The organism is Cedecea sp. AS113 (assembly GCF_037152415.1).
GTDB lineage: Bacteria > Pseudomonadota > Gammaproteobacteria > Enterobacterales > Enterobacteriaceae > Cedecea.
This window is the reverse complement of the sequence record NZ_JBBCMI010000011.1, coordinates 1-26,730: the sequence shown is the minus strand read 5'-3', so window position 1 is coordinate 26,730 and position 26,730 is coordinate 1. Positions and strand designations below refer to the sequence as shown.

At 52.7% G+C, this 26,730-nt stretch carries 25 protein-coding genes, 1 tRNA gene and 2 pseudogenes; 12 read left to right on the top strand and 16 right to left on the bottom strand.

Annotated elements, in window-relative coordinates:
- Positions 1 to 2 precede the first annotated feature (2 nt).
- The 4 genes from pqiA (at position 3) to rmf (ending at position 3,891) form a co-directional block, all read left to right on the top strand.
- On the top strand, positions 3 to 1,271 hold the full coding sequence (gene pqiA, locus WFN87_RS14280) for a membrane integrity-associated transporter subunit PqiA (protein ID WP_008461241.1): 1,269 nt from the start codon (positions 3 to 5) through the stop codon (positions 1,269 to 1,271).
- On the top strand, positions 1,261 to 2,901 hold the full coding sequence (gene pqiB / locus WFN87_RS14275; RefSeq protein WP_008461242.1) for an intermembrane transport protein PqiB: 1,641 nt from the start codon (positions 1,261 to 1,263) through the stop codon (positions 2,899 to 2,901). Before pqiA ends, pqiB begins: the two co-directional genes overlap by 11 nt.
- A complete protein-coding gene (gene pqiC / locus WFN87_RS14270; RefSeq protein ID WP_336983265.1) occupies positions 2,898 to 3,464 on the top strand; it encodes a membrane integrity-associated transporter subunit PqiC in 567 nt (188 codons plus the stop codon). The genes pqiB and pqiC overlap by 4 nt, the downstream gene beginning before the upstream one ends.
- Before the next feature lie 259 nt (positions 3,465 to 3,723).
- The gene (gene rmf / locus WFN87_RS14265) at positions 3,724 to 3,891 is read left to right on the top strand and encodes a ribosome modulation factor (RefSeq protein WP_008461244.1); all 168 of its coding nucleotides are present in this window, start codon (positions 3,724 to 3,726) and stop codon (positions 3,889 to 3,891) included.
- Between the two features lie 71 nt (positions 3,892 to 3,962).
- Here rmf and WFN87_RS14260 read toward each other — a convergent pair whose 3' ends face one another.
- The 5 genes from WFN87_RS14260 to WFN87_RS14240 all read right to left on the bottom strand — a co-directional run bounded on the left by WFN87_RS14260 (position 3,963) and on the right by WFN87_RS14240 (position 10,546).
- A complete protein-coding gene (locus WFN87_RS14260) occupies positions 3,963 to 5,033 on the bottom strand; it encodes an ABC transporter ATP-binding protein (RefSeq protein WP_312744035.1) in 1,071 nt (356 codons plus the stop codon).
- Entirely contained in the window at positions 5,026 to 6,795 is a 1,770-nt protein-coding gene (locus tag WFN87_RS14255) for an ABC transporter permease (protein WP_008461246.1), read from the bottom strand. The genes WFN87_RS14260 and WFN87_RS14255 overlap by 8 nt, the downstream gene beginning before the upstream one ends.
- An 88-nt stretch (positions 6,796 to 6,883) precedes the next feature.
- The gene (locus tag WFN87_RS14250) at positions 6,884 to 7,972 is read right to left on the bottom strand and encodes an ABC transporter substrate-binding protein (RefSeq protein WP_166875364.1); all 1,089 of its coding nucleotides are present in this window, start codon (positions 7,970 to 7,972) and stop codon (positions 6,884 to 6,886) included.
- A gap of 232 nt (positions 7,973 to 8,204) precedes the next feature.
- Positions 8,205 to 8,723: a bifunctional 3-hydroxydecanoyl-ACP dehydratase/trans-2-decenoyl-ACP isomerase gene (gene fabA, locus WFN87_RS14245; protein WP_008461248.1), complete on the bottom strand. Its 519-nt coding sequence runs from the start codon at positions 8,721 to 8,723 to the stop codon at positions 8,205 to 8,207.
- 68 nt (positions 8,724 to 8,791) lie between these two features.
- Entirely contained in the window at positions 8,792 to 10,546 is a 1,755-nt protein-coding gene (locus tag WFN87_RS14240) for a Lon protease family protein (RefSeq protein WP_336983264.1), read from the bottom strand.
- Between the two features lie 176 nt (positions 10,547 to 10,722).
- Between WFN87_RS14240 and matP the strand changes: the two genes are divergently transcribed.
- On the top strand, positions 10,723 to 11,175 hold the full coding sequence (gene matP, locus WFN87_RS14235) for a macrodomain Ter protein MatP (RefSeq protein ID WP_008461251.1): 453 nt from the start codon (positions 10,723 to 10,725) through the stop codon (positions 11,173 to 11,175).
- A gap of 92 nt (positions 11,176 to 11,267) precedes the next feature.
- Here matP and ompA read toward each other — a convergent pair whose 3' ends face one another.
- Together ompA and sulA are read right to left on the bottom strand one after the other, a co-directional pair.
- The gene (gene ompA / locus WFN87_RS14230; protein WP_336983263.1) at positions 11,268 to 12,323 is read right to left on the bottom strand and encodes a porin OmpA; all 1,056 of its coding nucleotides are present in this window, start codon (positions 12,321 to 12,323) and stop codon (positions 11,268 to 11,270) included.
- A 357-nt stretch (positions 12,324 to 12,680) separates the two neighbouring features.
- Positions 12,681 to 13,190 (bottom strand): SOS-induced cell division inhibitor SulA, encoded by a 510-nt coding sequence (gene sulA, locus WFN87_RS14225; protein ID WP_008461253.1) that lies wholly within the window; start codon positions 13,188 to 13,190, stop codon positions 12,681 to 12,683.
- 217 nt (positions 13,191 to 13,407) lie between these two features.
- Here sulA and WFN87_RS14220 point away from each other — a divergent pair, with 217 nt between their 5' ends.
- A complete protein-coding gene (locus tag WFN87_RS14220; protein ID WP_336983262.1) occupies positions 13,408 to 14,037 on the top strand; it encodes a TfoX/Sxy family DNA transformation protein in 630 nt (209 codons plus the stop codon).
- On the opposite strand, the gene yccS is transcribed toward WFN87_RS14220, so the two are convergent.
- Positions 14,022 to 16,163: a YccS family putative transporter gene (gene yccS, locus WFN87_RS14215; protein ID WP_336983261.1), complete on the bottom strand. Its 2,142-nt coding sequence runs from the start codon at positions 16,161 to 16,163 to the stop codon at positions 14,022 to 14,024. The two genes, WFN87_RS14220 and yccS, sit on opposite strands and share 16 nt — an antisense overlap.
- A gap of 9 nt (positions 16,164 to 16,172) precedes the next feature.
- The gene (locus tag WFN87_RS14210; RefSeq protein ID WP_008461256.1) at positions 16,173 to 16,619 is read right to left on the bottom strand and encodes a YccF domain-containing protein; all 447 of its coding nucleotides are present in this window, start codon (positions 16,617 to 16,619) and stop codon (positions 16,173 to 16,175) included.
- 130 nt (positions 16,620 to 16,749) lie between these two features.
- Here WFN87_RS14210 and helD point away from each other — a divergent pair, with 130 nt between their 5' ends.
- On the top strand, positions 16,750 to 18,804 hold the full coding sequence (gene helD / locus WFN87_RS14205; protein ID WP_336983260.1) for a DNA helicase IV: 2,055 nt from the start codon (positions 16,750 to 16,752) through the stop codon (positions 18,802 to 18,804).
- Here the strand turns inward: helD and mgsA are convergent, their stop codons facing one another.
- Together mgsA and csgI are read right to left on the bottom strand one after the other, a co-directional pair.
- Positions 18,805 to 19,263: a methylglyoxal synthase gene (gene mgsA, locus WFN87_RS14200; protein ID WP_008461260.1), complete on the bottom strand. Its 459-nt coding sequence runs from the start codon at positions 19,261 to 19,263 to the stop codon at positions 18,805 to 18,807.
- 99 nt (positions 19,264 to 19,362) lie between these two features.
- Entirely contained in the window at positions 19,363 to 20,010 is a 648-nt protein-coding gene (gene csgI, locus WFN87_RS14195; protein ID WP_336983259.1) for a curli synthesis inhibitor, read from the bottom strand.
- A gap of 168 nt (positions 20,011 to 20,178) precedes the next feature.
- On the opposite strand from csgI, the gene WFN87_RS14190 reads away from it, so the two are divergent.
- Positions 20,179 to 20,592, top strand: coding sequence for a CoA-binding protein (locus WFN87_RS14190; protein ID WP_336983258.1), 414 nt, complete (start codon positions 20,179 to 20,181; stop codon positions 20,590 to 20,592).
- 29 nt (positions 20,593 to 20,621) lie between these two features.
- On the opposite strand, the gene hspQ is transcribed toward WFN87_RS14190, so the two are convergent.
- Complete coding sequence (hspQ, locus tag WFN87_RS14185) at positions 20,622 to 20,939, bottom strand: heat shock protein HspQ (RefSeq protein ID WP_008461265.1); 318 nt, start codon at positions 20,937 to 20,939, stop codon at positions 20,622 to 20,624.
- A 61-nt stretch (positions 20,940 to 21,000) separates the two neighbouring features.
- Positions 21,001 to 22,191 carry a 23S rRNA (cytosine(1962)-C(5))-methyltransferase RlmI gene (gene rlmI / locus WFN87_RS14180; protein ID WP_008461267.1) on the bottom strand — a complete coding sequence of 397 codons (1,191 nt, stop codon included), beginning with the start codon at positions 22,189 to 22,191 and terminating at the stop codon, positions 21,001 to 21,003.
- 161 nt (positions 22,192 to 22,352) lie between these two features.
- On the opposite strand from rlmI, the gene yccX reads away from it, so the two are divergent.
- Positions 22,353 to 22,643 carry an acylphosphatase gene (yccX, locus tag WFN87_RS14175; RefSeq protein WP_166995548.1) on the top strand — a complete coding sequence of 97 codons (291 nt, stop codon included), beginning with the start codon at positions 22,353 to 22,355 and terminating at the stop codon, positions 22,641 to 22,643.
- Here the strand turns inward: yccX and tusE are convergent.
- Positions 22,640 to 22,969 (bottom strand): sulfurtransferase TusE, encoded by a 330-nt coding sequence (gene tusE / locus WFN87_RS14170; protein ID WP_008461270.1) that lies wholly within the window; start codon positions 22,967 to 22,969, stop codon positions 22,640 to 22,642. The genes yccX and tusE overlap by 4 nt on opposite strands.
- Before the next feature lie 136 nt (positions 22,970 to 23,105).
- Entirely contained in the window at positions 23,106 to 23,765 is a 660-nt protein-coding gene (gene yccA / locus WFN87_RS14165) for an FtsH protease modulator YccA (RefSeq protein WP_039291604.1), read from the bottom strand.
- A gap of 228 nt (positions 23,766 to 23,993) precedes the next feature.
- Here yccA and WFN87_RS14160 point away from each other — a divergent pair, with 228 nt between their 5' ends.
- Together WFN87_RS14160 and WFN87_RS14155 are read left to right on the top strand one after the other, a co-directional pair.
- The gene (locus WFN87_RS14160; protein WP_336983257.1) at positions 23,994 to 25,619 is read left to right on the top strand and encodes an ABC transporter substrate-binding protein; all 1,626 of its coding nucleotides are present in this window, start codon (positions 23,994 to 23,996) and stop codon (positions 25,617 to 25,619) included.
- Positions 25,620 to 25,775: 156 nt separating this feature from the next.
- A tRNA-Ser gene (locus WFN87_RS14155) sits at positions 25,776 to 25,863 on the top strand.
- A 97-nt stretch (positions 25,864 to 25,960) separates the two neighbouring features.
- On the opposite strand, the pseudogene WFN87_RS14150 reads toward WFN87_RS14155, so the two are convergent.
- Positions 25,961 to 26,221: pseudogene (locus WFN87_RS14150) on the bottom strand (integrase); the annotation flags it as partial.
- A 205-nt stretch (positions 26,222 to 26,426) separates the two neighbouring features.
- On the opposite strand from WFN87_RS14150, the pseudogene WFN87_RS14145 reads away from it, so the two are divergent.
- Positions 26,427 to 26,730, top strand: a pseudogene (locus WFN87_RS14145) (hypothetical protein); the annotation flags it as partial.

Here is a 26,730-nt window from a genome sequence, read left to right as displayed (position 1 = left end):
CGATGTGTGCCACGCACCACCATCGCTCGCATATTTTGTGTCGACAATGTGATTTGCTGGTGGCGCTGCCCGCCCTGCAGGATGGCCACAAAGCCTCCTGCCCGCGCTGTGGCACTCCGTTAGTCACGCAGTGGTTTTTGCCGCGTCAGCGGCCAACGGCTTACGCTTTGGCGGGGCTGTTTATGCTGCTGCTGGCTAACCTGTTTCCTTTCATCAATATGAAGGTGGCCGGGATCAGTAGCGAAGTCACGCTGATGCAAATTCCCGGCGTGATGTTTTCCGAGGATTACGCCAGCCTCGGCACCTTCTTTCTGCTTTTTGTTCAGGCGGTGCCGGCTTTTTGCCTGATAACCATCCTGCTGTTGGTCAACCAGGCAAAATTGCCTTTTGGGCTTAAACGCTGGCTGGCGCGAGTGCTGTTCCAGTTGAAAAGCTGGGGCATGGCGGAAATCTTCCTCGCCGGGGTATTGGTTAGCTTCGTGAAGCTGATGGCCTATGGGGACATTGGCGTGGGCAGCAGCTTTATTCCCTGGTGCCTGTTCTGCATTTTGCAGCTTCGAGCCTTCCAGTGCGTGGACCGGCGCTGGCTTTGGGATGATATTGCGCCCATGCCGCCAGTGCACCATCCGTTAAAAGTTGGCGTGTCGGGGATTAAGCAGGGGCTGCGCTCCTGTTCCTGCTGCACGGCTATCGTTGAGGCGGATACGCTGGTCTGCCCTCGCTGCGGGACACACGGGCACGTTCGGCGCAGGCACAGTCTGCAGTGGACGCTGGCGCTGCTGATCACCTCCATTATGCTTTATCTGCCGGCGAACATTTTGCCGATCATGGTCACCGAAATGCTGGGCAGCAAATATCCTTCCACCATTTTGGCCGGGGTGATCCTGCTCTGGAGTGAGGGATCTTATCCGGTGGCAATGGTGATTTTTATCGCCAGTATCATGGTGCCTACGCTAAAAATGATCGCCATCGCCTGGCTGTGCTGGGATGCAAAAGGGCATGGCAGGCGTGACAGCGAGCGAATGCACCTGATTTATGAAGTTGTTGAGTTTGTCGGCCGCTGGTCGATGATCGACGTATTTGTGATTGCCGTTCTCTCCGCGCTGGTGCGCATGGGTGGGCTGATGAATATCTACCCGGCTATGGGGGCGTTAATGTTTGCCTGTGTAGTGATTTTGACAATGTTTGCTGCGATGACCTTTGACCCTCGCCTGTCCTGGGATCGCGCTGACGATGTAACTGATGAGGAGTCTTCCGAACATGGAAAATAAGCACGGCGAGGCGAAAGTGCAGAAGGTAAAAAACTGGTCGCCGGTTTGGATCTTTCCCATCGTAACGGCGCTGATTGGCGCCTGGATCCTGTTTTATCACTACAGTCATCAGGGGCCGGAAGTGACCCTGATCACCGCCAACGCAGAAGGGATTGAGGGCGGTAAAACCACCATCAAAAGCCGCAGCGTAGACGTTGGGGTAGTGGAGAGTGCACAGCTAACGGACGATCTACACCATGTAGAAATTAAGGCGCGGCTAAATTCCGGGATGGAGAAGCTGCTGCACAAAGATTCCGTGTTCTGGGTGGTAAAACCGCAGGTGGGGCGCGAAGGGATCTCAGGGCTCGGCACGCTGCTGTCCGGCGCCTATATTGAGCTGCAGCCGGGGACCAAAGGCGAGCAGCCCGAGAATTATGCTCTGCTGGATGCGCCGCCGCTGGCGCCACCTGATGCCAAAGGCATTCGCATTACGCTCGACAGTAAAAAAGCGGGCCAGCTTACCCCAGGGGATCCGGTGCTGTTCCGCGGCTACCGCGTAGGCTCGGTGGAAACCAGCACCTTTGATACCAATAAGCGAGCGATTAGCTACCAGCTGTTTATTGCGGCACCAAACGACAGGCTGATTACCAGCAACGTCCGTTTCTGGAAAGACAGCGGCATCGCCGTGGATATGTCCGCACAGGGGATGCGCGTGGAGATGGGGTCGTTAACCACGCTGTTTAGTGGGGGCGTCAGCTTCGACGTGCCTGAAGGCTGGGAGTGGGGCAAGCCGGTTGAAACGGGCGCTGACTTCCAGCTGTTTGACGATCAGAAAAGCATTCAGGATTCGCTGTATACCAACCATATCGATTACCTGATGTTCTTCAAAGATTCTGTTCGTGGTCTGCAGCCAGGTGCGCCGGTGGAATTCCGCGGCATTCGCCTGGGGACGGTGGCACAGGTTCCGTTCTTCAACGAAAAAATGCGCCAAAGCCTGAATGACGATTTCCGCATTCCGGTGCTGATCCGCATCGAGCCAGAACGTTTGAAAAATATGCTCGAAGATGGCGCGGATATCTCGACCAACCTGCAGGTATTGATCAAGCGCGGGCTGCGTGCCTCGATGAAAACCGGGAGCCTGGTGACCGGAGCGCTGTTTATCGATCTCGATTTCTATCCGAAAGAGAAAGCGCTGGGCGATCTGCCTCAAATCGCGGGCTACCCGCTTATTCCAACGGTGAGCGGTGGCCTGGCGCAAATTCAGCAAAAACTGCTGGAGACGCTGGATAAAATCAACAACCTGCCGATTAACCCGATGCTGGAACAGGCCACGAATACGCTGGCTGAAAGCCAGAAAACGATGCGCCACCTGCAGCAGACGCTGGACAATCTGAACAAGATTACTTCCAGTCAGTCGATGCAGCAGCTACCGGAAGATATGCAGAAAACGCTTCGCGAGCTGAACCGCAGTATGCAGGGCTTCCAGCCGGGCTCTGCGGCCTATAACAAGATGGTGGCGGATATGCAGCGTCTTGATCAGGTGCTGCGCGAGCTGCAGCCGGTATTGCGTACGCTGAACGACAAGAGCAACTCGCTGATATTTGAAGCGAAGGATAAAAAGGATCCGCAGCCGAAGAGGGCACAACCATGAAAAAGTGGCTCACGCTAGCCGCCGTCTTAGCGCTTTCCGCCTGTAGCGGGAGCGACAATGGCAAAACGTACTATCAGCTGCCGCAAACTTCACAGCCTGCTATGCAGGCCGTGAGCCAGCCTGGAAGCCACTTGCTGTGGGTCGATCAGGTCACCGTGCCTGATTTCCTCGCCGGCACAGGGGTGGTTTACCAGACGACCGATGTGCAGTATGTCATCGCCACCAGCAACCTTTGGGCCAGCCCGCTTGACCAGCAGCTGCGCAATGCGCTGGTCAGTAATCTCAGCAGCGCATTGCCAGGCTGGGTGGTTGCCTCCCAGCCGCTAGGCCACGATCAGGATGCGTTGAGCGTCAATGTAACCGGCTTCCACGGCCGCTATGATGGCAAGGTCATTGTCAGCGGAGAGTGGCTCCTGAAGCGTCAGGGCGAAATTATTAAGCGCCCGTTCCATATCGAACTGAAGCAACAGGATGACGGCTACGATGCCATGGTGAAAACCCTGGCTCAGGGCTGGCAGCAGGAAGCGAAGAGTATTGCTTCGGCGCTCACACGCCATAATTGATAGGTAAAATGATTGGTACAAAAAAGCTGCGATTTTCACCTTCGGGTGGTCGCAGCTTTTCTTTTTTGCTGAACCGGTTAGCGACAGGCGCGCCTCAGTTTTTGTCGAAAAGATAACCAGAATATCGCGGAAATGTGACATTGGCGTGAATTTTGCGCATTGACGCTCACTGAATTTCGCGTTATTGCTTATCCGTGGTTGCACATTTTGTAATCACTGTTTTCTTTTCCACCAGACAATGTAATGAGGGAAACGAGGCATGAAGAGACAAAAACGAGATCGCCTGGAACGGGCACATCAACGTGGTTATCAGGCAGGTATCGCCGGACGCTCAAAAGAGATTTGTCCATATCAGACTCTGAATCAGAGGTCCTACTGGATGGGAGGCTGGCGAGAAGCCATGGAAGACAGGGCGGTTACTGCGTAATCACTGTCTCTTTAGAAAAAGAAACCTCCGCATCGCGGAGGTTTCGCCTTTTTGGACCGGTGTAACATCGATCAGGGTTTAGGGAAAATCCAGACGTGCTGCTCTGGCAACTGGAGATGATGCGGCTGAGCATCACGCATATCATTGCCGTAGGCGCGAATCACGAAATCATCTCCAGAGGTTCGGAAGAGATATTCCCAGCGATCGCCGAGGTACATGCTGGTTAACAGCGGCAGCGTCATGCCGTTTTCCCCGGGCAGATCGGCAATCCGTACGCGCTCCACGCGAATCACCGCCGTCCCTTCCTGCCCGGCCACGACGCCAGCCCCAGCTTTGCCCCAGAGCGCCCAGCCGCTGCCCTCAATGCGTGCTTTACCGTCGCGAACCTCAGTCACTTTACCGTTCAGGCGGTTATTGCTGCCCATAAACTCGGCGGTGAACAGCGTTTGCGGTGAGCCATACATCTCTTGCGGGGTGCCCTGCTGCTCAATTTTGCCGTTATTCAGCAGCAGAATACGGTCAGAAATGGCCATCGCTTCGTTCTGATCGTGGGTGACCATTAACGCCGACAGCCCTAGCTTGATAATCAGTTCTCTCAGGAAGACGCGGGCTTCTTCGCGCAGCTTCGCATCCAGGTTGGAAAGCGGTTCATCAAGCAAAATCACCGGCGGGTTATAAACCAGCGCCCGGCCAATCGCGACGCGCTGCTGCTGCCCACCGGATAGCTGATAAGGGTGGCGCTGGCCGAGGTGCCCAAGCCCCAACTGATCCAAAACGGCCTGTACGCGCTGGTTGATTTCCGCCGTCGCCACTTTACGCAGCTTGAGCGGGTAAGCGACGTTTTCAAAGACGGTTTTATGCGGCCACAGGGCATAAGACTGGAAGACCAGGCCAAGATTACGTTCTTCGGCCGGGATCTCTTTGCGGGATGCGCCGTCGTAAACGTTGCTTTTGCCGATAACAATTGTGCCCTGGGTGGGTTTTTCCAGTCCGGCGACGGCGCGCAGCAGCGTTGTTTTGCCGCTGCCGGAAGGGCCAAGCAAAGACACGACTTCGCCGCGCTTCAGCTCCATGGAAACGCCTTTCAGCACGGGGTTGTCGCCGTAGGTTAAGTGCAGGTTCTCGACCGATAACTCAATCATGTAATTTCACTCCAAAACGAAGGGCAATGCCGAGCCCTAACACCACGAACAGAATATTAATAAAGGAAAGTGCGGCGACAATATCGATGGCGCCCGCGGCCCACAGCGAAACCAGCATGGAACCGATGGTTTCCGTACCGGGGGAAAGCAGGTAGACGCCGGTAGAATATTCACGCTCAAAGATCAGGAACATCAGCAGCCAGGAGCCAATCAGGCCGTAGCGCGACAGCGGGATGGTGACGTGGCGGGTAATTTGCCCACGGCTTGCCCCGGTGCTGCGGGCGGCCTCTTCCAGTTCCGGCCCAACCTGCAGCAGGGTAGACGAGATAAGGCGCAGGCCATAGGCCATCCACACGACGGTATAGGCCAGCCAGACGCTGAATATTGTGCTGCGCAGCGAGCGTAGCCAGACGATAAGGTTATCCCGCAGCCACTGGGACCACGGCATACCGGAAAGCCAGCCGGACTTCAGCGCGTTATCCAGCCACATCGGCAGGAATAAAAACACCCACAGGAAGGCCAGACCGGCCAGCAGGCCAGGCACGGCACGAGGTACCAGCACGCTGTAGTCCAGGAAGCGGGTCACGTTGTCTGGTTTTCTGTGCATGGCGATGCCGATAAACAGGTAGCAAACCACCGCCAGCGCGCCGCCGATGACCCCTATCGCCATTGAGTTGACGATGGCCCGCAGCAGGTTGGGCTGTTCCCAGATAGTGCGGAAGGTATTGAGCGACAGTTCATCCCACAGTGAAACGCCCACGCCCCAGTTGGAGATAAAGGACCGCAGGATAACGCCAATCAGCGGCACCCCGATGGTAACGGTCAGCCAGAACGCCACGACGGCGCCTGCGACCCAGCGCCATTTACCCAGCGGCAGGGCTCGCGCCTGAGAGGCTTTGCCTTTGACGGTGACAAAGCGGTTTGCCGTGCGCATCAGTCGGCGCTGCAGCATGACCAGCGGGATAGTGATACAAATCAGCACGACAGCGACGGCAGCCATCAGATGATAGGACGGCGTCCCGAGCTTATTGGTGAGCTTGTAGAGATACGTTGCCAGCACCATGTTGCCTTCCGGGTCGCCCAGCACGAGCATCAGACCGAAAACTTCCAGCCCGAGGAAGAACAGCAGCACGGTGGCATATAGCATTGCCGGACGCACCATCGGCAGGCTGACGGCTGTCATCACCTGAAGCGGCGTTGCACCTGCGGTGCGAGCCGCTTCCTCTACGTCGGAACCTACGCTGCGCAGGGCCGATGAGATGTAGAGATAGGCGTGGGGCACATGCGTCAGGCCTGCGATCACCACGATGCTCGACATGTCGTAGATATTCCACGGCACGAAACCAAGCAGCGACTGCGCCCACAGGGAGAAGAAGCCAACCGGGCCTGCGGCCACCACATAGCCAAATCCCAATACCATCGGCGACACAAAAATAGGCACCAGAATCAGCGGCTCGATGATGCGTCTGCCCGGCAGGTCAGTACGCACCATCAGGAAAGCCAGAATGCCGCCCAGCGGGATGGCAATCACCACCAGGCCAAAGGCCAGAATAAAGCCGCTCTTCAGCGCCAGGTAAAAATCGGAGTCGGTGAAGATAAATTCAAAAGATTCGAGGCTCCACTCCTTCGACGGGGAGAAGAAGGGGGCCGAGAGAAAACTCTGTATAACGATAAACGACAGCGGAATATAGATAACCAGCGCAGTTATCAGCACCACAATGCCGCGCGGCAGGCTTTGCCACTTTCTGCGTAATGCATCCATGTAACGATCCCTCAGGTCAGTTAGCCTGAATAGCCTAATGTGTTCGGGTTAAGCGAGGCGCAGCCGGACGGCACGCCTCATCAAAGGATTATTTCGCGGCGGCTTCGCGCCACTGCTTGATGTAGTCCAGGCGTTTTTTCTGCTGCAGGTATTCCAGCAGGGTTTCATCCACCGGAATCGGCTTCAGGGCGTTGCCGAGTTTTTTGGTCATGCCGTCGATGTCGTTGTCACCGTCGATATCATTGCGGATGGAAGGAATATCCGCCTGATTAGCGAGGATGTTTTGCCCCTTTTCAGACAGCACGTAGTCAATCCACAGCTTCGCCGCGTTGCTGTTTTTCGCTTCATTGCTGATAAAGGAGACGCGTGACAGCACCAGGGTGTAGTCCTTCGGATAAGCGATACCGAGGGAGGTGTCCGTTTTGGCACGGGCTTCGGCGTAAGAGCCCAGAATGTTGAAGCCAATCAGGTTTTCACCCGAGGAGACTCGCTCCATCATGGTGCCGGTTGAGGACTGAACCGAAAGGCCGCCTTTGGCTACATCGGCGAGCGTTTGGAAGTAATTTGGATCGGCCTTGTGATCCTGTACCGAAAGCATAAAACCGAGACCGGATTTTTCAATATCGTAAGTGGTGACTTTTTTGCTGAATTTTTCGGGCTGGCTGGCGATAAGTTTGGCCAACGCTGCATGGCTGTCAGGCACTTCATTGGCTGGGATCAGGCGTTTGTTATAGATAAAAATGACCGGCTCATAGGTGGTACCGTAGGCCTTGTCTTTCCAGACTGCCCACTTCGGCAACTGGCCTTGCTCCGGGGATTTGTATTCCTGGGCATAGTCGGTGGCGAGCTTTAATGCCGTGTCCATGGAAGAACTCCAGACCACGTCACCGCTGGTACCGCCGGCGGCCTGTTCGCTGATATAACGGTTGTACAGCTCGGTGCTGTTCATGTCGTTATATTCTACTTTGATGCCCGGATATGCGGCCTCAAAGCCCTGAATAAGCGGGGCCGCGGTTTTGGTGTCGGTGGTGGAGTAGAGCACCACTTTGCCTTCTTTGGTCGCGGCATCGATGATTTTTTGATAATCCGCCGGATAGCCCTGAGGCACAGCAGAAAATGCAGAGGTAGAGAGCAGCACGGCAGAAGCAAGGCAAGATATACGTAACTTATTCGACATTATTGTTAACCTCTAGTTACATTTGAGAAACTAAAAATCAACATAACGCATAACGTTTTCCAGGCAAGAGGGGGCGTTTTTTATCTTCACGATTTGTGATTTCGAACGTTGTTTAAGCAATTAACGCCATAAAAACCACGGCAAGAAAGCGTCATTCAGGCGGGCGATAGAAACAAAAAAGCACCCACTGCGAGCAATGGATGCTTTCGAGGTAAAGCCAGATGAAACGGTATTAGAAAGCAGACGTGTCTTTGAAAAGACCCACTTTCAGGTCGGTTGCGGTGTAGATCACACGGCCATCAACCAGTACTTCACCGTCAGCCAGGCCCATGATCAGGCGGCGATTCACAACGCGTTTGAAGTGAATGCGGTAGGTAACTTTCTTCGCGGTAGGGAGAACCTGACCGGTAAATTTCACTTCGCCCACGCCCAGCGCGCGGCCTTTGCCTTCGCCACCGAGCCAGCCGAGGTAGAAACCAACCAGCTGCCACATGGCATCAAGCCCCAGACAGCCAGGCATCACCGGGTCACCAATAAAGTGGCAACCAAAGAACCACAGGTCAGGGTTAATATCCAGCTCGGCTTCCACGTAACCTTTATCAAAGTTACCGCCGTCCTCGGTCATCTTGACTACGCGGTCCATCATCAGCATGGAAGGTGCAGGCAGCTGCGGGCCTTCAGCCCCAAACAGTTCGCCACGCCCTGAGGCAAGAAGATCTTCTTTCGTATAGGATTCGCGTTTATCTACCATGTCTACAGTAAGCCTTTTTATAATGAAGCACGCAGGTTAGCTAACACGTGTACGCTCAACAAGTCCGATCAGTTGTGGTTGAACCAGTTGAGCCAGCGTAGCGGCCACGGAAAGCGCTGGCGAACATCCGGCGCCGAGGCCTGAGCAATACGCTCCTGCACCGCACGCATCAGGGTGTTTTGCCCTTCGCCATCCCACGGGAGATTGGTCAATAACGGCAGGGCATCAGCCACGTCGTCAATTGCCCAAATCGAGAATTTATTTTGCTCGACGGCCTCCAGTACATCTTTATGCAGCGACAGGTGACGTACGTTCGCCAGAGGAATAATAACACCCTGGGCACCGCTAAACTCACGCTGCTGACAAATGCGGAAGAAACCTTCCACTTTTTCATTCAGCCCGCCAACGGGCTGTACACGGCCGAACTGATCCACAGAGCCGGTGATCGCAATGTGCTGATAAATAGGGACGTTAGCCAGGGCACTTATCAGGGCGCAAAGCTCAGCCATGGAGGCGCTGTCGCCGTCAACTTCGCTGTAGGACTGCTCGAAGGTAAGGGACGCCGAAAACGGGATTTGCTGGTCAAGCTGCAGCTCTGACATCAGAAATGCCTGCATGATCATCATCCCTTTGGCGTGAATGTTACCGCCGAGTTCTGCCTTGCGCTCTACGTCCGTAAACTCCCCATCACCGACGTGAACCACGCAACTGATACGGGAAGGTTCACCAAACGCCCGTGGATGACCCGGGAATTCAATGACCGACAGCGCGTTAATCTGGCCGATCATTTCGCCCTCGGTTTCAATCAGGATTTGCTCCATCAGGATTTCATCCTGCATGCGCTCGGCCAGGAAACCTTCGCGCCATTCACGCTGTTCAAGCATTTGTTGGAGCTGTTCGGCGTTAAAGCTGTCTGCTTCGGTAAACGGCGCGACTTCACGCAGCTGGCGTGAAATCCAGGAAGGGCAGAGTGGCAGCATTTCCTGATCGCCCGTGTAGCGGACGGCCTCACGAATCAGCGGTTGCCAGGCATCGGCTGCAGGTGCTGGCAATGACTTCTCAGCGGCTATGGCATAGATCCACTGACACCAAAGCGCCATTTCATCGGCAGAAGCAATTTGCAGATTGTCTTCAAATTCACTGTAGATAGCGGCTGCAGCCAGATCCATCTCCATTTCCTGGAAATCTGCCAGCGAGTCGCGCTCGCCAACCAGGACCAGTTTGAAATCCAACGCTAATGACGGAATTTTTACCGGCAGCGGACGAGTTTCGTCAGGTGAAATCCAGTCGAAACGCCCCTGGGTCATGATTTGTTTCAGGCGTAGCCACAGCAGCGGCTGGGCAAGGACGCTACGCATCGACAGCACCAGGACGCCGCCGTTCACTCGATGGATCAGGCCGGGCTCCAACGACACCTCGCCCGCAAACTGCCGCACGCAGCCGAACAGTTGCTCCGGTTCAACCCAGTCAGCGGCAATAACTTCTCCGCTGGACGCAAAGTTATCGTCAGCGTTCCCGGCCGGGCGCAGGGTGACCCGATTACCTTCAATGAGATAATGTCCGCCGATGATTTCTTCGGCTTCATCATGGGATGCTTCAACGGCCGCGGCGATAAGATCCAGATACTCTTGTTCTTCCGGGGCTTTTATCAGCATTAGATCGACGGAAGAAACGGAAAGGTTGAGTTGCTCAATCCCGTAAACTAAACGAGGTTGAACCGCAGAAAGAGGGGCGGAGTCGGTATCATAAGGCTGTGCAAAAATTTCCTGATAGCTTTCGGTATCAGGCACCAGGGCACGCCAGTCAAGTCGATTAGTCGTCAAAGTCGCTATATTTTTTAATGAGATGTCAAAGGCGCGATTATACAAGAATCGCTCGGGTAGCACACGGATAAAGCAGTAACACAGTTTTATCCCTCTCACAGCTTTGATTTTCAGTTCAGCGAATGGCGGAAAAACTGTTATTCTGAACTAAGTTACACGGTCACACTGAGATCACAATGAAATATCAACAGTTGGAAAATCTCGAGAGCGGCTGGAAGTGGAAGTATCTGGTTAAGAAGCATCGCGAAGGGGAATTAATCACGCGATACATTGAGGCCAGTGCAGCCCAAGAGGCGGTAGAGCAGCTCCTGACGCTGGAGAATGTGCCGGTTCTGGTTCAGAGCTGGATTGATCAGCATATGAACCCCGCGCTGCATAACCGCATGAAGCAAACGATTCGTGCACGGCGTAAAAGGCATTTTAACGCTGAGCACCAGCATACCCGCAAGAAATCCATCGATCTGGAATATCTTGTCTGGCAACGTCTGGCCGGGCTTGCTCAACGTCGCGGCAATACGCTTTCGGAAACGGTTGTTCAGCTGATTGAAGATGCGGAGCGCAAAGAGAAGGTGGAAAGCAAGATGTCGACGCTTAAGCAGGATCTGCAGGCTATGCTCGGTAAAAAATAAAGCACTGAAAGCGTTACACGACCTCGCCATCGCGAAGTCTCAGACAATAAAAAACCCCGCCATGGCGGGGTTTTTGTTCAAGGAAGGGTAACTTATGCCGCAGGCTGAGTTACAACTTCTTTGATACCTTTAACTTCGATCTCAACGCGACGATCTGGAGCCAGGCAGTCGATCAGTTTAGCTTTAGGCGCTACTTTGTCACAGGTGTTGCCGGTAACTGGGTTAGCTTTGCCCATGCCACGTGGAGAGATTTTGTTCGCTGGGATACCTTTAGAGATCAGGTAATCAACAACGCTCTGTGCACGTTTTTCAGACAGTTTCAGGTTGTACTGCTCGGAACCGATACGGTCGGTATAGCCCAGAACAACAACGGAACCATCTTTAGGATCCAGGTTGCTCAGCTGGGTGTACAGCTGATCCAGTGCCTGCTGACCTTCTGGCTTCAGAGTTGCTTTGTTGAAGTTGAACAGAACGTCAGACTTCAGAGTGAAGTGTTTGGTCTGTACTTCTGGAGCTGGAGCTGGAGCCGGAGCTACAACTGGTGCAGCTTCTTCCTGCTGGCCAAAGCGGTAGGAAACACCTACGCTCAGCATGCCGTTATCAGGACGAACGCCAACGGTCTGTGCATCACCGATGTTGTTAACCCACTGGTATTCCAGACGGGTAGCGATGTCACGGGTAACTGCCCACTCAACACCACCAGCGAATACTGGGGAAACACCGGTGTCGTGGTTTTTACCAGCGATGGTGTTTGTAGAGTCTGCACGCCATACCATGCCGCCCAGACGGGTGTAGATGTCCAGGTCGTCAGTGATTGGGTAACCCAGTTTGGTGGTCAACTGTACGCCCTGAGCTTTGAAGGCACCGCTAGTTACGCTACCTTTGTAAGGCATACGGCCAAGCCAGTCGTAACCCATTTCAAAACCAACGTACGGGTTAACCTGATAACCACCGAAGGCACCAGCGCCCAGCTGGCTTTCGTGGGTGTTACCGTTGTTTTGCAGGGCCTTGTTATACCAGCCGGTATCGTGGAACTGAGACCAGCCCAGTTTACCACCTGCATACCAGGTGTTATCTTTCGGTGCGGCCTGCGCTACGGTAGCGAAGCCAGCCAGTGCCACTGCAATCGCGATAGCTGTCTTTTTCATTTTTTGCGCCTCATTATCATCCAAAAGGCCATGAGCTCTAAACCAATTTAAAGCCCAGGGTTAAATCCTTCGCCCGGGTTTACGCTCAATTGTTACTCTACCGATATATCGGTGTTATGAAGAGCAACCCTGGCGAGGTAAAGTCTACAACGTAGTTGGAAAGTTACAAGTGTGAAGTCCGTCAGGCATATGAAAAAAAACGACTTGCATACATATTTTTTTACAGAATGGACTGTTTTTTGAGCGGCGCACCTATCCAATAAACCCCGTCAAACCGCCATATGACGGGACTTTTTGAATCATGACAGCGGATTATATGGCATACGTAAAAAATTCCAGGATTTCTCCTAAATTTACTTAATGATACAAACTAGAATGAATTTTTAGGCCATTTCGTGGTCTTGAACCGGATGTTCCTGTGCTGGTTGGACGCATAATAAAGCCCATCGCATTGCCAGCTTCGGCTGCTATTGTCAGCCGTAAATGTTCTTCATCTGTTAATTCTTCCGTAAGCCAGCCGATGACTACGCTGTAATTTCCCGTCTGCAAAGCTTTCACCATGGCATCAACGGTGCAGAGAGGATCTAACTGATTTGCCTGCATCACTTTTGCCAGCGGCAGCCCAGCCGCCTGCAGCCATGTACGGCTGAGTTTTTGCTGCGGCGTTAGCCATAGCTGCCAGCGGGATTGTTGTCCCAACTGCTGTAATAAAGGTAGCAGAATAAACTGCGTAACCCATGGGCTCTCTTCGCTGTAGACCACTTCACTGATTAACCCCTGTACGCTGTTATCAGAGAGAGACTGCGCCGGGGTGTGCGCAGTAACTGCAACATGACGAAAGTGAGTTTGAGCGTTATGTGAGTGCATAGTGAGTCCCGCCTAATGGGTTACTGTATACATATACAGTAATGTCTGTGCGAACAAAGATCAACCGGAATTTCGGAAAGTGTCTCGCATTTTCCGTACGCAAAAGCGACACCGATGAAATTGTCGTTGCCATTAGCTTTAACCTTACTTATTTTCAGGGATTAAGAGGGTTAGTAACTAAAGCAGCTATTTACCAGTTGATATATAAGGACATATTATGAAAAAGGTGACATTTCTTAGAATTCATAAATCACGGAAATATCTTTCGTCACTGGGTAAAATCGGCTACAGACCGTTATTTGGCGGTTATAGTCTGACCGTCGACGGTGTGGTTTTTGCTATGGTGGCGGAAGGTGAGCTTTACCTGCGAGCTTGTGAACAGTGCGCGGAATATTTCATCCAAAAGTCGGCCCCACCGCTGATGTACAGTAAACGGGGGCTCCCAGTCGCACTGAATTACTATCGTGTCGATGAAGAGCTTTGGGAAAATCCCGATAAACTCGTCCAGCTCTCTTCCCTGGCTTTACGAAGCGCCCAACGGGAGAAGACACAAATTAAGATACGTTCTCGCCGCCTTAAGGATCTCCCCAATCTTTCCCTGAATATTGAAGTTATGCTTCGTGAGGTGGGCATTAATGATCCACATACGCTTCAACTCTTTGGGGCAAAACGGTCATGGCTAAAATTACGCAGTACCCGGAAAACGGTAGGTATTAAAGTACTGCTCGCGCTTGCAGGCGCTATTCGTGGTGTTCATGAGGCTGTACTGCCTGCTGATGTTCGCAAAGAATTGACGGACTGGTGGCGCCGCTATGAGCAGCGGCGCCAGCCTTATTCTGAGCACTGAGAGATTTGTTGCTGAAGACGAGAGATCTCTGGCAGAAGCGCAATTAATAACCCAATTTGTTGCAGCACCAGGGGTTCTTTTGTGTCTGCCCGAGTCTCAAGCTGCGAGATGCGGGCGGAGAGCCCTGTAAGGGCAGCCTGAACGCGTCCTTCATCGACAGGCAAGTGATGCAGTGCGTCATCAACGTAGCAGACGGCGTCATCAAGCAACATTAACGTATCGCCGTGGTTGAGTTTTTCCCTGTGCGCACCTAATGCAGAGATATAGCTGTTAAACGAGTGGTTCAGGCAAAGCAGACGGAACGCCGCTTCCCGCATCTCAGCGGAGACTCGAGGCTCGGAAGACATATTTGAAACCACGGAGGCCAGCTCGGCGTCTCTGTTATGGGCATCCCGCCGGGCAATGCGATATTCCAGGCGGTTATCACGTCCCTGATGGTACTGCTCAAGAATGGCATCGAGATAGCGACAATTGGCGTTGAACGCACGTTCAACGACTCGTGAAAGCCGGCGGAATTGCCAGTCAGGCCAGATGAAACTCACCGCCGCCCAGGCTATTGCGCAGCCTAAGAGGGTATCAATCACGCGCGGGAGAGCGACTTCAAAACCTTCTCCTAGCAGATTAAAACACAGTAATACCAGCAGAGTAATAAACATGGTGGCGTGGGCGTATTGCACATTGCGGAAAGCGAAGAACAGCACGCCAGTAATGACGATCAGTATCAACTGGCCTTCGAGAGACGGGACAAGCCAAAGTAAAGGCAGGCCAACGGCCACCCCAACCAGCGTGCCGATGATACGCAGGGCTAAGCGTCGCCGGGTTGCACTGTAGTTGGGCTGGCAGACAAACAAGCTGGTCAGAAGTATCCAGTAACCATGCTGCAAACCCGTAAACTGAATAAACGCATAGCCCACACAAAGCACCAGGGACATACGCACCGCGTGACGAAAGAGTGCGGATTCAGGCGTGAGGTTAAGCTTCAGCCGCTGCCAGATATCATCGAAGCCGGTCAGCTTGTCGTCGGCCAGACGATTCTCGGGATCGTTCTGCGGCTCAGCTATCGCCTGTTCTGATTCAATGTTTGCCAGTTGCGCATCAATTGCCCTCAAGTTTGTAATCAGAAAGCCTAACGCTTTTATCTCAGACGTTGTTGCATGGCTGGCACGAATTCGGTCCAGAGCGGAGTCCAGATGAGTAAATGCGCGTTCAAACCGTGGGTCGTGCTGATAAGGGACTCGCAGCAGGATTGATCGAGAGAGCTGCTGGCAGGCATGAGATTGCATCGTTAGCAGACGCTGAAAGCGGAACATCACGTCGCTATAGCGAAACTTATCGCGTAAGGCCTGGTACTGAATATGAGACGAGCTCGCCCGCTCGTGAATATCCTGGGCTACGAAATAATAGTGAAGTGTTCGACGAGTCCCTCTCTGCCCCCGATCGCCGCGGAGGCGAGTCAGTAATGAGCTTTTCGTCTGGTTTAGCGTGGTGACTAACTGGCTGTTAGCCATGGCCAACTGGAGCATTGGAGCCTGGCTTTCTTCTTCGATATCAGGATCAAACAGTGCGGCTTTAATTTCCAGAAAGTTAGCGAGGCTTTCATAACAGCGTGCCAGGTTGTCCTGCAGGGGCCGAATCGGGAAAATTAAATGGCCTGCTAAGGTCAGCAGGTTATACCAGACGGCGCCGGCTAAAAGGAACAGTGGTTGCTGATACCAGTGCTCGTAGAGGGAAATACCGAGCATCGTGTAGATAGCAATCAGTAATGCACCAAAGGCAATGGTGGCATAGCGTTGGCCCAGACCTCCAAGGAGGATAAATCCGCTGGTGGAGACCGTTAAGCCCACTGCAAACAGCCACGGCCAGGGAAAGAGCAGCTCAACAGACGCTGAAGCAATGAAAAAGCTGACTAAAGTGATCACTAAATTTCGTAGCCTACCACTTACCCGGTCGTCGAGATCGGCCAGGGCGGCAGCCACAACGCCAAGCGTGAGGGGGATCGTCAGCTTGACTTCACCGAGCCACCACGGCAGTGCCGCAGTGCCTGCAAGGGCAATAAATATGCGCAAGTTGTAAAGCCAGGCGCTGTTCCAGGTGTAACGACGTACCAGTGGGCTTAGGGTCAGCACAACGGCTCCTTACTGGAAACGGCGACGTGCATTGGATTCGCGTGCTGCTCTTGCCACTTCGACTGGAACAACCCGGCGACCAACGGGCCATAACGCAATGGCAGCAATCTTGAAGTTCGCAATTCCTACAGGGATCCCAATTACGGTAATACACTGCGCGATGCCCGCCATGATATGCATAATGCACAGCCACCAGCCGAAGAAGATCAGCCAGAGAACATTCAACAGGGTCCCCCCCGTATTTAGCAGCGTATTTTTACCCTGTGGATTAAGCTCATCCACATGAATGGCTTCATTGCCGTAGGGCACAAAGGAAAGCTTGGTGATTTCCCAGCAGGAGCGAGTCAGTGGCAGGGTGAAAATCAGCACAATACTCACCAGCGTGGCAAATAGCCAGGAGAGGGTGGTCAAGAACCCACCCAGCACGAAGTTCAGAACATTAAGTACGGTACGCATAGTGACGCTTCCCTGACAGAAAAATAAAGAGTGATTAACCGCAGAAATTATAACGCGTTTTTACTCTGGAGCGTCATTCCATCGGCAGTTAAACTTGAGCCATAACTCTTACATTGGATCGGGCAACGTAATGGAACTCAAAGCAACTTCTCTTGGCAAGCATTTAGCTCAGCACCCATATAACCGGGTCAAACTGCTGCCTGCCGGCGTTGAGGTTAAAGGCGAACGCCACGAATATCTTATTCCATTCAATCAGTTAATCGCGATTAACTGTAAGCGTGGCCTGGTTTGGGGAGAGCTTGAATTCGTTCTTCCAGATGACAAAGTGGTTCGCCTGCACGGTACCGAATGGGCGGAGACCCAGCGCTTTTTCCATCATCTGAGTTCGCTCTGGCTCAACTGGAGCACGGAGATGAGTGAAGTTGCTGCCGAAGTATTAACCGCTCAGCGAGAGGAGATTGCGCAGCGCACTCGTAAGGAGGTGTGGTTCCGGAGAAGTGATATGCAGGCGTTACAGGATAACCTCCGCGCAGCTATTTCAGCCCTCCCGCTACCGCATGCCCGACTTGGTGAATTCGAAAATTGCCGGGAAGCGTGGGCCATATGTAAAGCCTGGCTTGAACAGGGTGAAGAGCGCCGACACCAGCGTAATAGCGCTTATACCGAACGGATGCTGGAAAAATATGCCGCTTTCTTTGAGCAGGTTGAAAGTTCGCCGCTGAATCCGTCTCAGGCCAGGGCGGTGGTGAATGGAGAAGATTCGCTCCTGGTGCTGGCTGGGGCCGGTAGCGGCAAAACCTCCGTTCTTGTGGCGCGTGCCGGATGGTTGTTACAGCGCGGTGAAGCAACAGAGGAGCAAATCCTGCTGTTAGCCTTTGGCCGTCAGGCCGCGCAGGAAATGGATGAGCGTATAGCCAGCCGCCTTAATACCGAAGCGATTTCTGCCAGAACTTTCCATTCACTGGCGCTACACATTATTCAACAGGGGAGCAAAAAAGCCCCTCGAGTCAGTGAACTTGAGAGCGACACAGCGGCTCGCCATCAGTTGCTGATCGACAGCTGGCAGCAGCAATGCCGGGAAAAGAAGGCAATGGCCAAAGGCTGGCGGCAATGGCTTAGCGAAGAGCTTGAGTGGGATGTTCCAGAAGGTGAATACTGGCAGGACAAACGCCTGGCGAAGCGGCTTGCCAGCCGGCTCGACCGCTGGCTCGGCCTGATGCGGATGCACGGAGGTTCACAGGCTGAAATGATAGACAGCGCGCCAGAAGAGGTCAGAGAACTCTTCACTAAACGTATTAAGCTGATGGCGCCATTGTTAAAAAGCTGGAAAGCTGCCCTGAAAGCCGAAGAGGCGGTAGATTTCTCCGGGCTGATTCATCAGGCAATTAATGCACTCGAAAAGGGACGTTTTATCAGCCCGTGGAAGCATATCCTTGTCGACGAGTTTCAGGACATTTCCCCCCAGCGGGCCGCCTTACTGGCTGCTTTAAGACGGCAGAATTCCCATACTTCGCTTTATGCCGTGGGAGATGACTGGCAGGCAATCTATCGATTTAGCGGAGCAGAAATGACGCTCACCACGGCATTTAGCCACCATTTTGGGGAGGGTGACAGCTGCGCTCTGGATACTACGTATCGTTTTAACGACCGAATCGGCGAGATTGCTAACGGTTTTGTACAGCAAAATCCGTATCAACTGCGTAAGCCGCTCAATAGCCTCTCTAAAGGGGACAAAAAAGCGGTAACTCTGCTTGCCGATGACAGGCTCGATGATTTGCTGGACAAGCTTAGTGGGTACGCCTTGCCCGAACAGCGAATTTTGGTGCTGGCGCGGTATCACTATTTGCGTCCGGAAAGTCTGGAAAAAGCCTCCACGCGATGGCCTAAGCTCAACATCGATTTTATGACTATCCACGCCAGCAAAGGGCAGCAGGCGGACTATGTGATCATTCTTGGTTTGCAGGAAGGAAAAGAAGGTTTTCCGGCACCCGCGCGGGAGTCAATCATGGAGCAGGCGCTCCTGCCACAGCCGGAGGATTTTCCGGACGCAGAGGAGCGGCGTTTACTTTATGTCGCGCTGACGCGAGCACGTCATCGGGTCTGGCTTATGTTCAACAAGCAGGAACCTTCTGTCTTTGTTGAGGCACTTAAGCGGCTGGGTGTGCCTGCGGCTAATCGCCCGTGATTATTTCAGGCGTTCATTCAGATAGCGTTGGTAATCCGGAATAAGAATATCCACGCTCTCATTGAAGCCCGGAGAGTGAATAATAAAGTCTGCGGTAGAAAGGTTGGTGGCGACCGGGATATTCCAGACGGTCGCCAGGCGCAGCAGGGCCTTAACGTCGGGATCGTGAGGAACGGCATTGAGCGGGTCCCAGAAGAAAATCAGGACATCAATTTTACCTTCGGAAATTAACGCGCCTACCTGTTGGTCGCCCCCCATTGGGCCACTGAGCATGGCGTTGACTTCAAGCCCTGTTGCTCGCTGAATTAAATTACCCGTTGTCCCGGTGGCATAGAGAGTGTGGTTGGCAAGCGTTGCTTTGTGGCGCTGTACCCACTTCAAAAGCGCGTCCTTACAGTGATCGTGGGCAACCAGTGCGATATGTTTTTTTACCGCAAGGGTGCGGGTTGTTAGTTCCATTCTCTTTTCCTGGGTAGTTTTAGGCTGCTAACAGATTACTAAAAGCGTCCGGGGCTGCAAGAGCAGAACGTCAAAAAAGCGAGGTATCTCGAGGCATTGCTATGGGTTGTGGGTCTCATTTGCCCAGCGTAGAAAACGCGCCCGTGTCGGATTATCGGCCTGGCTGAACCAGTATCTCAGCCGTTGCTCTGTTAGCACTTCAGACTGCGCCGGTGGAAGATCTGGATTAGCCTGGGCAAATTGCAGAATACCTTCGTTGGCCATGCGGTTTGCGAATCCGGGCATTGAAGCTTTTTTTCCTGATTTGTTATAGCGCTGTGTCTCTTCTTCATAATCCGTTCCGGTTGGATCGGGTTTTATCTCCAAAATATCGGTTCGGATGGGAATGGAATGCCCCTGTCCGTCCTGCAGCTTAATTTGAAAGACGGCTCCAGAATGATTGGGATCTTTTAGCGGTAGAACAATATTGACCTGATCTATCTCTTTGGTGTCAAAACTGATCACCGTCGGGGGGGAAACCCCAGAAGATCGGCTGCGTGCGTTGTTTATTTTTTTTTCAACGCGCAGAACCAACTGATGAGGCCCATTATCTATTTCGATGCTGTCCGCCCCTTTAAGGAGCGAGCTGGAAACTCTTTTACCATCCAGAACCAGTAAATCCACATCGGCGGAAAGGCGCAGCGTGGTTCCCCATACCAGGGTTGGCAGCATCAATATTAGCCCTGCAAGTGGCAGACCTGCTCTCATTTCACTCTCCCTGGTGAACATGCTGAGTGGATATTTCAAAGTTTTTCCTGAGACCTGTTTATTAACATATAGACATATTTTCATAAATTGCGCGCCTGAGTATCCAGTAGAAAGATGGCTGGGTGACGGGGTTTGGCATACACTTCAGACAACATCTTAGGGGGCGCTATGAAACAAAGTGATATCGAAAATATCCTGAAAACCACCCGTACCATTGCGCTGGTGGGGGCCAGCGACAAGCCCGAACGTCCGAGTTATCGGGTGATGGATTACCTGCTCAAACAAGGTTATGAGGTTATTCCTGTGTCGCCGAAGGTCGCGGGTAAAACGCTGTTAGGGCAGCAGGGCTATGCCACGCTTGCGGACGTACCGAAGAAAATTGATATGGTCGATGTGTTCCGTAATTCTGAGGCCGCCTGGGGCGTAGCGCAGGATGCCATCGCCGTGGGAGCGAAAACGCTATGGATGCAGCTTGGCGTGATTAATGAGCAGGCTGCGGTGCTGGCACAGAATGCGGGATTAAGCGTTGTCATGGATAAATGCCCGGCGATTGAAATCCCTCGCCTTGGGCTGGCGAAATAAGAAAAACCCCGCATCGGCGGGGTTTTTAATCAGTTACGCAGGCGTGGGGCCTGAAGCTGTTGGCGTATCGAGGCAGCCAGTTCGTCCATTGACGGCTGTTCAGGGTGCTCGTCGTCATCTTCAGAACTGAGCTGAGCTTCGGCGAGATAGGTATGAATCGCCTGGCCATCCTCATCTTCCATGACAACGTGGTACCACGGCGCCGCGCGGAGTGCGCTATTGTCGGCCAGATCGTCTTCCTGCGGCTCATCGAGCGAATACTCGGGGTCAATGTCGACCACTACGCCCAGATAGCCCAGTAAAGAATGGCGAACCTGCTGGCCAATACCGAATTTGCTGGCAATCATAGTCACCTCCCGGGAACATTACTCTGCATACGAATATGCGGGCAATTTCCGCCTTTTCAAGCTACATGACTCGACAGGCAAACCCTTTCAGATACAGCCCTTCTGGGTAGGTTGCGATCACCGGGTGATCGGCCGCCTGGCGGAACTGTTCTATAAATTGTACATCACGCCCGGCATCTACGGCGGCATCGGCGATGATTTTCTGGAATAAATCTGTGGTCATCAGCCCGGAGCAGGAGAAAGTCATCAGAATGCCGCCAGGGTTCAGTAACTGAATCGCTAACATGTTGATGTCTTTATAGCCCCGGCAGGCGCCCGCCAGCTGGTTTTTGTTTTCAACAAATTTAGGCGGGTCCATGACGATGACGTCGAATTTCTCGCCCTGGTCGCGATATTTGCGCAGCAGTTTGAACACATCGTCACGAAGAAACTCGGCTTTGCTGAGATCAAGCTTGTTCAGCTCTACGTTTTTTCTGGCGATATCCAGCGCATCCTGAGAGGTATCCACGCTTACCACCTGGCTGCAGTTACCCATCAACGCGGAAACGGCAAAACCACCGGTGTAGGAGAAGCAGTTCAGGACGCGTTTATTATCAACGTAGCGGCGAGTGGCGAAACGGCTGTCGCGCTGATCGAGGTAATAGCCCGTTTTATGCCCGCCCTGAATGTCTACCAGCAGCTTCATACCGTGTTCTTCGATAGGCAGCAGGGCAGGAGGCAGTTCACCGCTGACCGGCCCCTGAGTCAAAGCCATGCCTTCTTTCTTACGCACGGTCACATCGGAGCGATCGTAAACAGAGCATTCAGGGTAGAGAGACTGCAGGGCGGCAACGAGGGCCGGGCGCTGATATTCTGCGCCGGCAGACAACAGCTGCAGCACCAGGAAGTTGCCAAAACGATCGATAGTCACGCCCGGTAAACCGTCAGATTCACCGGCGATCAGTCGGTAGCTGTCCAGCCCATCACGCTTAGCCAGCCAGTCTCTCCACTGCTGGGCCTGCTGCAGGCGGCGAGTAAAGAAGGCGATATCGATACTTTCAGCCTGATCAAAGGTCCAGACGCGGGCGCGGATTTGCGATTCAGGGGAATATGCCGCTCGGGCTAGCCATTTGCCCTGGCTGTCCACCACATCAACCGTTTCACCGAGACTGGCCTTGCCTTCCAGGCGTGCAACAGCCCCAGAGAAAACCCATGGATGACGGCGCAATAACGACTTCTCACGCCCTTTGGCTAACACTAAACGTACGCTCATAATTTATTTGCTGCTTCGCTAAGAAATGGGCGCCATTTTCCGGTTTAGGGCCGCTAATTGCAATTTATTCACGTGAAAGCCTCACAGAGTGGGTTACTGCCAAAGAAAAAAACACGGGGTTTGTTAGACTTAGAACTGTTTTGAGCGTTCAGGCGGAGGCAATGATGAGTTCAGACAAACAGTGCGTGAAGTGTTGGGTACACGGCATGGTTCAGGGCGTGGGCTTTCGTTACAGCACTCAGCGTGAGGGGGAAAAGCTTGGCTTAACCGGCTATGCCCGTAACCTGGATGATGGCAGCGTGGAGGTGGTGGCCTGCGGAGAGGCGGGGCAGGTTGAAAAGCTACTGGCGTGGCTAAAAGCCGGCGGGCCACGTAGCGCCAGGGTTGATAAAGTTCTGACTGAACCGTATCAACCCGAACGCGAATGGATCAACTTTGGTATCCGCTACTAGATACACTTCACCGGTTTTGGCAGGCCAGCGATTTTTGTGGCCTGTTTGGCCGGGCCTTTCGGGAACAGGCGATAAAGATAGCGGCTGTTGCCTTTCTCTTCGCCGAACTTGTTCGCCATAGCCTTAACCAGCATGCGAATGGCCGGGGAGGTATTAAACTCCAGATAAAACTCGCGTACGAAGCGAACCACTTCCCAGTGCTCTACCGCCAGGGTAATGCCTTCTTTGGCGGCAATCTCTTCCGCCAGCGGCTCGCTCCACTCCTGGCTATTTTTCAGGTAGCCATCGGCATCTGTCTCTATTTCTCTGCCTTCAAAGGTCAACATAGTTATCCGCTATTTACGTCAAATCGGGCGAAGTGTAGCAAATTTTCTCTGTGGGCTTAAGGGCGGAATGCTGCAGGATTGAGGGCAAAAAAAAGAGAATGCACAAGGCATTCTCTTTTAGGGATTACGGCATCAGTTAGTCGCGGCTGGCAAAACCAAGGATGCTCAGCAGGCTAACGAAGATGTTGTAAAGAGAAACATACAGGCTTACGGTCGCGCGGATGTAGTTTGTTTCGCCGCCGCGGATAATGTTGCTGGTCTCAAACAGGATGGCGCCAGAAGAGATCAGGATAAACACCGCGCTAATCGCCAGGTGCAGAGCCGGGAGCTGCAGGAAGATGTTTGCCACCATACCAATCAGCACAACCACCACGCCCGCCATCAGCATGCCGCCGAGGAAGGACATGTCTTTACGTGTTGTCAGCACATAAGCAGAGCAGCTAAAGAAGACCAGTGCGGTACCACCCAGCGCCAGGCCAATAACATCACCCATGCCTGCGGACAGATACGCATTCAGCATTGGCCCCAGGATATAGCCCAGGAAGCCGGTAAAGGCGAATGCAGACAAAATGCCCACTGGTTTATCCGCAGTTTTGTAGGTCAGGAACATCAGGCCGTACATGCCGACCAGCGTCAGAATCAGCCCTGGAGAAGGCAGCATCAGTACGGTGCTGGCGGTTGCCGTCAACGCGGAAAATGCCAGCGTTAAACTCAGCAGGAAATAGGTATTACGTAGCACCTTGTGGGTGCTGAGCAGTGACGAACGGTCACGCGAGGAGGTAATAATGCGATCCATTCTAAACTCTCTCTTTTTTACAGGTGTTTTATGGTCATGAGCATAATGCCCGCCTTTATTAGACAAAAGCCTTTTTACCCATCTTTACCTCGTGCAGTTTATCACATTGTAAAAAATTAATGCCATAACACCCACTTATAGGTGGCTGAAAAATATTGCTTTATTACCTAAAGCCGACTAAGAGTGTTAGCCGTACCGTCGTTAAATAACATTAATAAGGCGTAGGTCATGAAAGCAAACAACAACACATTCTCAAAATCATTGGTTGCTCTGGGTCTGCTCAGCGCTATTTCCAGCGCATGGGCAGCAGACGTTCCGCCAGGAACCGAGCTTGCAGCCAAACAGGAGCTGGTACGTAACAACGGCAGTGAACCGGCATCGCTGGATCCCCACAAAGTGGAGAGCGACGTTGAAAGTAATATTATCGGCGACTTTTTTGACGGCCTGATTCGCGTCAAAAACGATGGTTCTATCGAACCTCATCTGGCCGAAAAATGGGATAACCAGGACAACAAAGTCTGGACATTCCATCTGCGTCCGGGGATTAAGTGGTCCAACGGTGAACCTATCACTGCGCAGGACGTGGTCTGGAGCTGGAAGCGTTTAGTCGATCCTAAAACGGGCTCCCCTTACGCAACTTATCCCGGCACGATGCATATCGAAAATGCCAATGACATTGCCGAAGGCAAAAAGCCGGTCGATAGCCTGGGTGTGAAGGCGCTGGATGCCAACACCGTTCAGGTGACGCTGGACCAGCCAACGTCGGCCTTCCTGCTGATGCTTGGCCATACGTCTATGGTACCGGTGAGCGAAGCTGCGGTAGAAAAATTTGGGGATAAATGGACCCAGCCGGCCAACTTCGTGAGCAGCGGTCCGTATAAGCTGTCGCAGTGGGTGGTGAACGAGAAAGTCGTCGGCGAGCGTAATAAGCAGTACTGGGACGATGCTCATACGGTGATTAATAAGGTGACTTATCTGCCTGTGACTTCCGGTACAGCAGATATAAACCGCTATAAAGCGGGTGAGATCGACATCACCTATACCGTGCCGGAAACGCTGTTTGCCTCACTGAAAAAATCGATTCCGGACCAGGTCCATATCACGCCTTATCTGTCCACTTACTATTATGAATTCAATACCACCAAAGCGCCGTTTAACGACCCACGCGTTCGTCTGGCATTAAACCTGGCGCTGGATAAAGATATCATCGCCGGTAAGGTGTTAGGGCAGGGGCAAAAGCCTGCGTGGCTGGTAAGCCAACCTAAAATTGGCGGGATAACGCTTAAGCCTGCGGAGTACGGTAGCTGGAGCCACGATAAGCGTGTCGCTGAGGCGAAGAAATTGCTGGCAGAGGCGGGCTTTAACGAATCTCATCCGCTGCAGTTCAACCTGCTTTATAACACCTCGGAATCTCACCAGCGCATTGCCATTGCGGCCAGTTCAATGTGGAAGAAGAACATCGGCGTCGAGGCGAAGCTCCAAAACCAGGAATGGAAAACCATGCTGGATACCAAACGTACCGGCAATTATGACCTGGTGCGCTACGGCTGGATTGCCGACTACGATGATGCGGCGACCTACCTGAATAACTTCCGTACCGGCGATAGCCAGAACAGTTCCAAATACAGCAATCCTGCCTACGATGAGATCATCGCTAAGGCTTCACAGGCCACCACCCAGGAAGAACGTGCGAAGTACTATCAGCAGGCCGAAGATATTCTTGCGAAAGACGTCCCGACCATCCCTGTCTACCACTATGTGAAGGTTCAACTGGTGAAACCTTACGTAGGAGGTTATGCACCGAGCACGCTGGGCAAATATTTAACCCAGGATCTCTACATCAAAAAGCACTAATGCTGGCGCTGCCCTCTCCGGAGGGCAGAAAAGCGGCTTGAAACTGAGCATGTTGCTGCTGTTTCAGGCAAATAACACAAATATGATGAAATTTCAGGCGATTGAACAAAATCGTGCTTTACATGAAGTATGGGTATGTTTATAGTTCGCCTCGTTGGAAGTGTGGCCGAGCGGTTGAAGGCACCGGTCTTGAAAACCGGCGACCCGAAAGGGTTCCAGAGTTCGAATCTCTGCGCTTCCGCCAACATTCGAAGGGGTTGCCGAAAGGCGACCCCTTTTGTTTTTGGGGTGTTGGTATAGTGTTGGTATATTCACTTGGTATATTCTTGTTCTTAGCCCTCTCATTTTCTCTCTGTTTTGCTCAGTACCGGTGCTGCGAGTGTTGGTGAAATTTTCACTTTTCGGTCATACGTCGTCACCTGACTTTCCGTTTTATGGCCTGAGAAGAGTTGTTTGTCTCTGCTGCTCCCTTCGTAATCTGAAATAGCCTTGGCCTTAATGTCGTGGAATATTCCAGGCACAGCGTGGCCAAGTTTTAAAGCTGCTGCTTTCTTTGCCTTATTCCACCAGGTGTTGAACGTTTTCTTATTCATGGCGCCCCCTGATGGCCCTACATATGAGATATAAATTTTTCCTTTTGGCTATCCTGTGCATCAGTCTGGCAGGCTGCACGACACTTTATTACCGATAGCCATTATGAGAAAGCTAATACCTGCTGTTGTGCTGCTACTCAGTGGCTGCATAAATGTCTATGGGCCAGTAAAGCCAGGCGCTCAGGGAGACTCTACTCAACCAAAAGCTCCGGGTATGGATGATGCGGCATCGATCGTTAAAATTGGTAACCGTAAACCGCAAGAACTTTTCAATGCAGTAACAGCTTACTATCAGCAAAAAAGGCTTAACCCGACGGTGCAGGACAACACCACCGGTATAGTAGCGGCTGTTAGTAGTGATGAGGGAGTAGTAAGTACCTATCTGGACTGTTCCGCGCTTCCGCAAACACAAAATATACAGGAGCAATCAAGAATTGTGACCCAGATATGGAGTGCAGGAGAAGGTAGCAATGTGAGCGTGGTTGTTACAGGAGTTGTGGGTTTAGTCACTTCGGATG

Coding starts and splice junctions, on each gene's coding strand:
- WFN87_RS14160 (WP_336983257.1), top strand. CDS start 23,994: ATGAAAGCAAACAACAACACATTCTCAAAATCATTGGTTGCTCTGGGT.
- pqiB (WP_008461242.1), top strand. CDS start 1,261: ATGGAAAATAAGCACGGCGAGGCGAAAGTGCAGAAGGTAAAAAACTGG.
- WFN87_RS14250 (WP_166875364.1), bottom strand. CDS start 7,972: ATGTCGAATAAGTTACGTATATCTTGCCTTGCTTCTGCCGTGCTGCTC.
- pqiC (WP_336983265.1), top strand. CDS start 2,898: ATGAAAAAGTGGCTCACGCTAGCCGCCGTCTTAGCGCTTTCCGCCTGT.
- WFN87_RS14260 (WP_312744035.1), bottom strand. CDS start 5,033: ATGATTGAGTTATCGGTCGAGAACCTGCACTTAACCTACGGCGACAAC.
- rlmI (WP_008461267.1), bottom strand. CDS start 22,191: ATGAGCGTACGTTTAGTGTTAGCCAAAGGGCGTGAGAAGTCGTTATTG.
- WFN87_RS14255 (WP_008461246.1), bottom strand. CDS start 6,795: ATGGATGCATTACGCAGAAAGTGGCAAAGCCTGCCGCGCGGCATTGTG.
- pqiA (WP_008461241.1), top strand. CDS start 3: ATGTGTGCCACGCACCACCATCGCTCGCATATTTTGTGTCGACAATGT.
- rmf (WP_008461244.1), top strand. CDS start 3,724: ATGAAGAGACAAAAACGAGATCGCCTGGAACGGGCACATCAACGTGGT.
- WFN87_RS14220 (WP_336983262.1), top strand. CDS start 13,408: ATGAAAAAGGTGACATTTCTTAGAATTCATAAATCACGGAAATATCTT.
- matP (WP_008461251.1), top strand. CDS start 10,723: ATGAAATATCAACAGTTGGAAAATCTCGAGAGCGGCTGGAAGTGGAAG.
- sulA (WP_008461253.1), bottom strand. CDS start 13,190: ATGCACTCACATAACGCTCAAACTCACTTTCGTCATGTTGCAGTTACT.
- helD (WP_336983260.1), top strand. CDS start 16,750: ATGGAACTCAAAGCAACTTCTCTTGGCAAGCATTTAGCTCAGCACCCA.
- ompA (WP_336983263.1), bottom strand. CDS start 12,323: ATGAAAAAGACAGCTATCGCGATTGCAGTGGCACTGGCTGGCTTCGCT.
- mgsA (WP_008461260.1), bottom strand. CDS start 19,263: ATGGAACTAACAACCCGCACCCTTGCGGTAAAAAAACATATCGCACTG.
- tusE (WP_008461270.1), bottom strand. CDS start 22,969: ATGTTGACCTTTGAAGGCAGAGAAATAGAGACAGATGCCGATGGCTAC.
- yccX (WP_166995548.1), top strand. CDS start 22,353: ATGATGAGTTCAGACAAACAGTGCGTGAAGTGTTGGGTACACGGCATG.
- WFN87_RS14210 (WP_008461256.1), bottom strand. CDS start 16,619: ATGCGTACCGTACTTAATGTTCTGAACTTCGTGCTGGGTGGGTTCTTG.
- hspQ (WP_008461265.1), bottom strand. CDS start 20,939: ATGATTGCCAGCAAATTCGGTATTGGCCAGCAGGTTCGCCATTCTTTA.
- fabA (WP_008461248.1), bottom strand. CDS start 8,723: ATGGTAGATAAACGCGAATCCTATACGAAAGAAGATCTTCTTGCCTCA.
- WFN87_RS14190 (WP_336983258.1), top strand. CDS start 20,179: ATGAAACAAAGTGATATCGAAAATATCCTGAAAACCACCCGTACCATT.
- csgI (WP_336983259.1), bottom strand. CDS start 20,010: ATGAGAGCAGGTCTGCCACTTGCAGGGCTAATATTGATGCTGCCAACC.
- yccA (WP_039291604.1), bottom strand. CDS start 23,765: ATGGATCGCATTATTACCTCCTCGCGTGACCGTTCGTCACTGCTCAGC.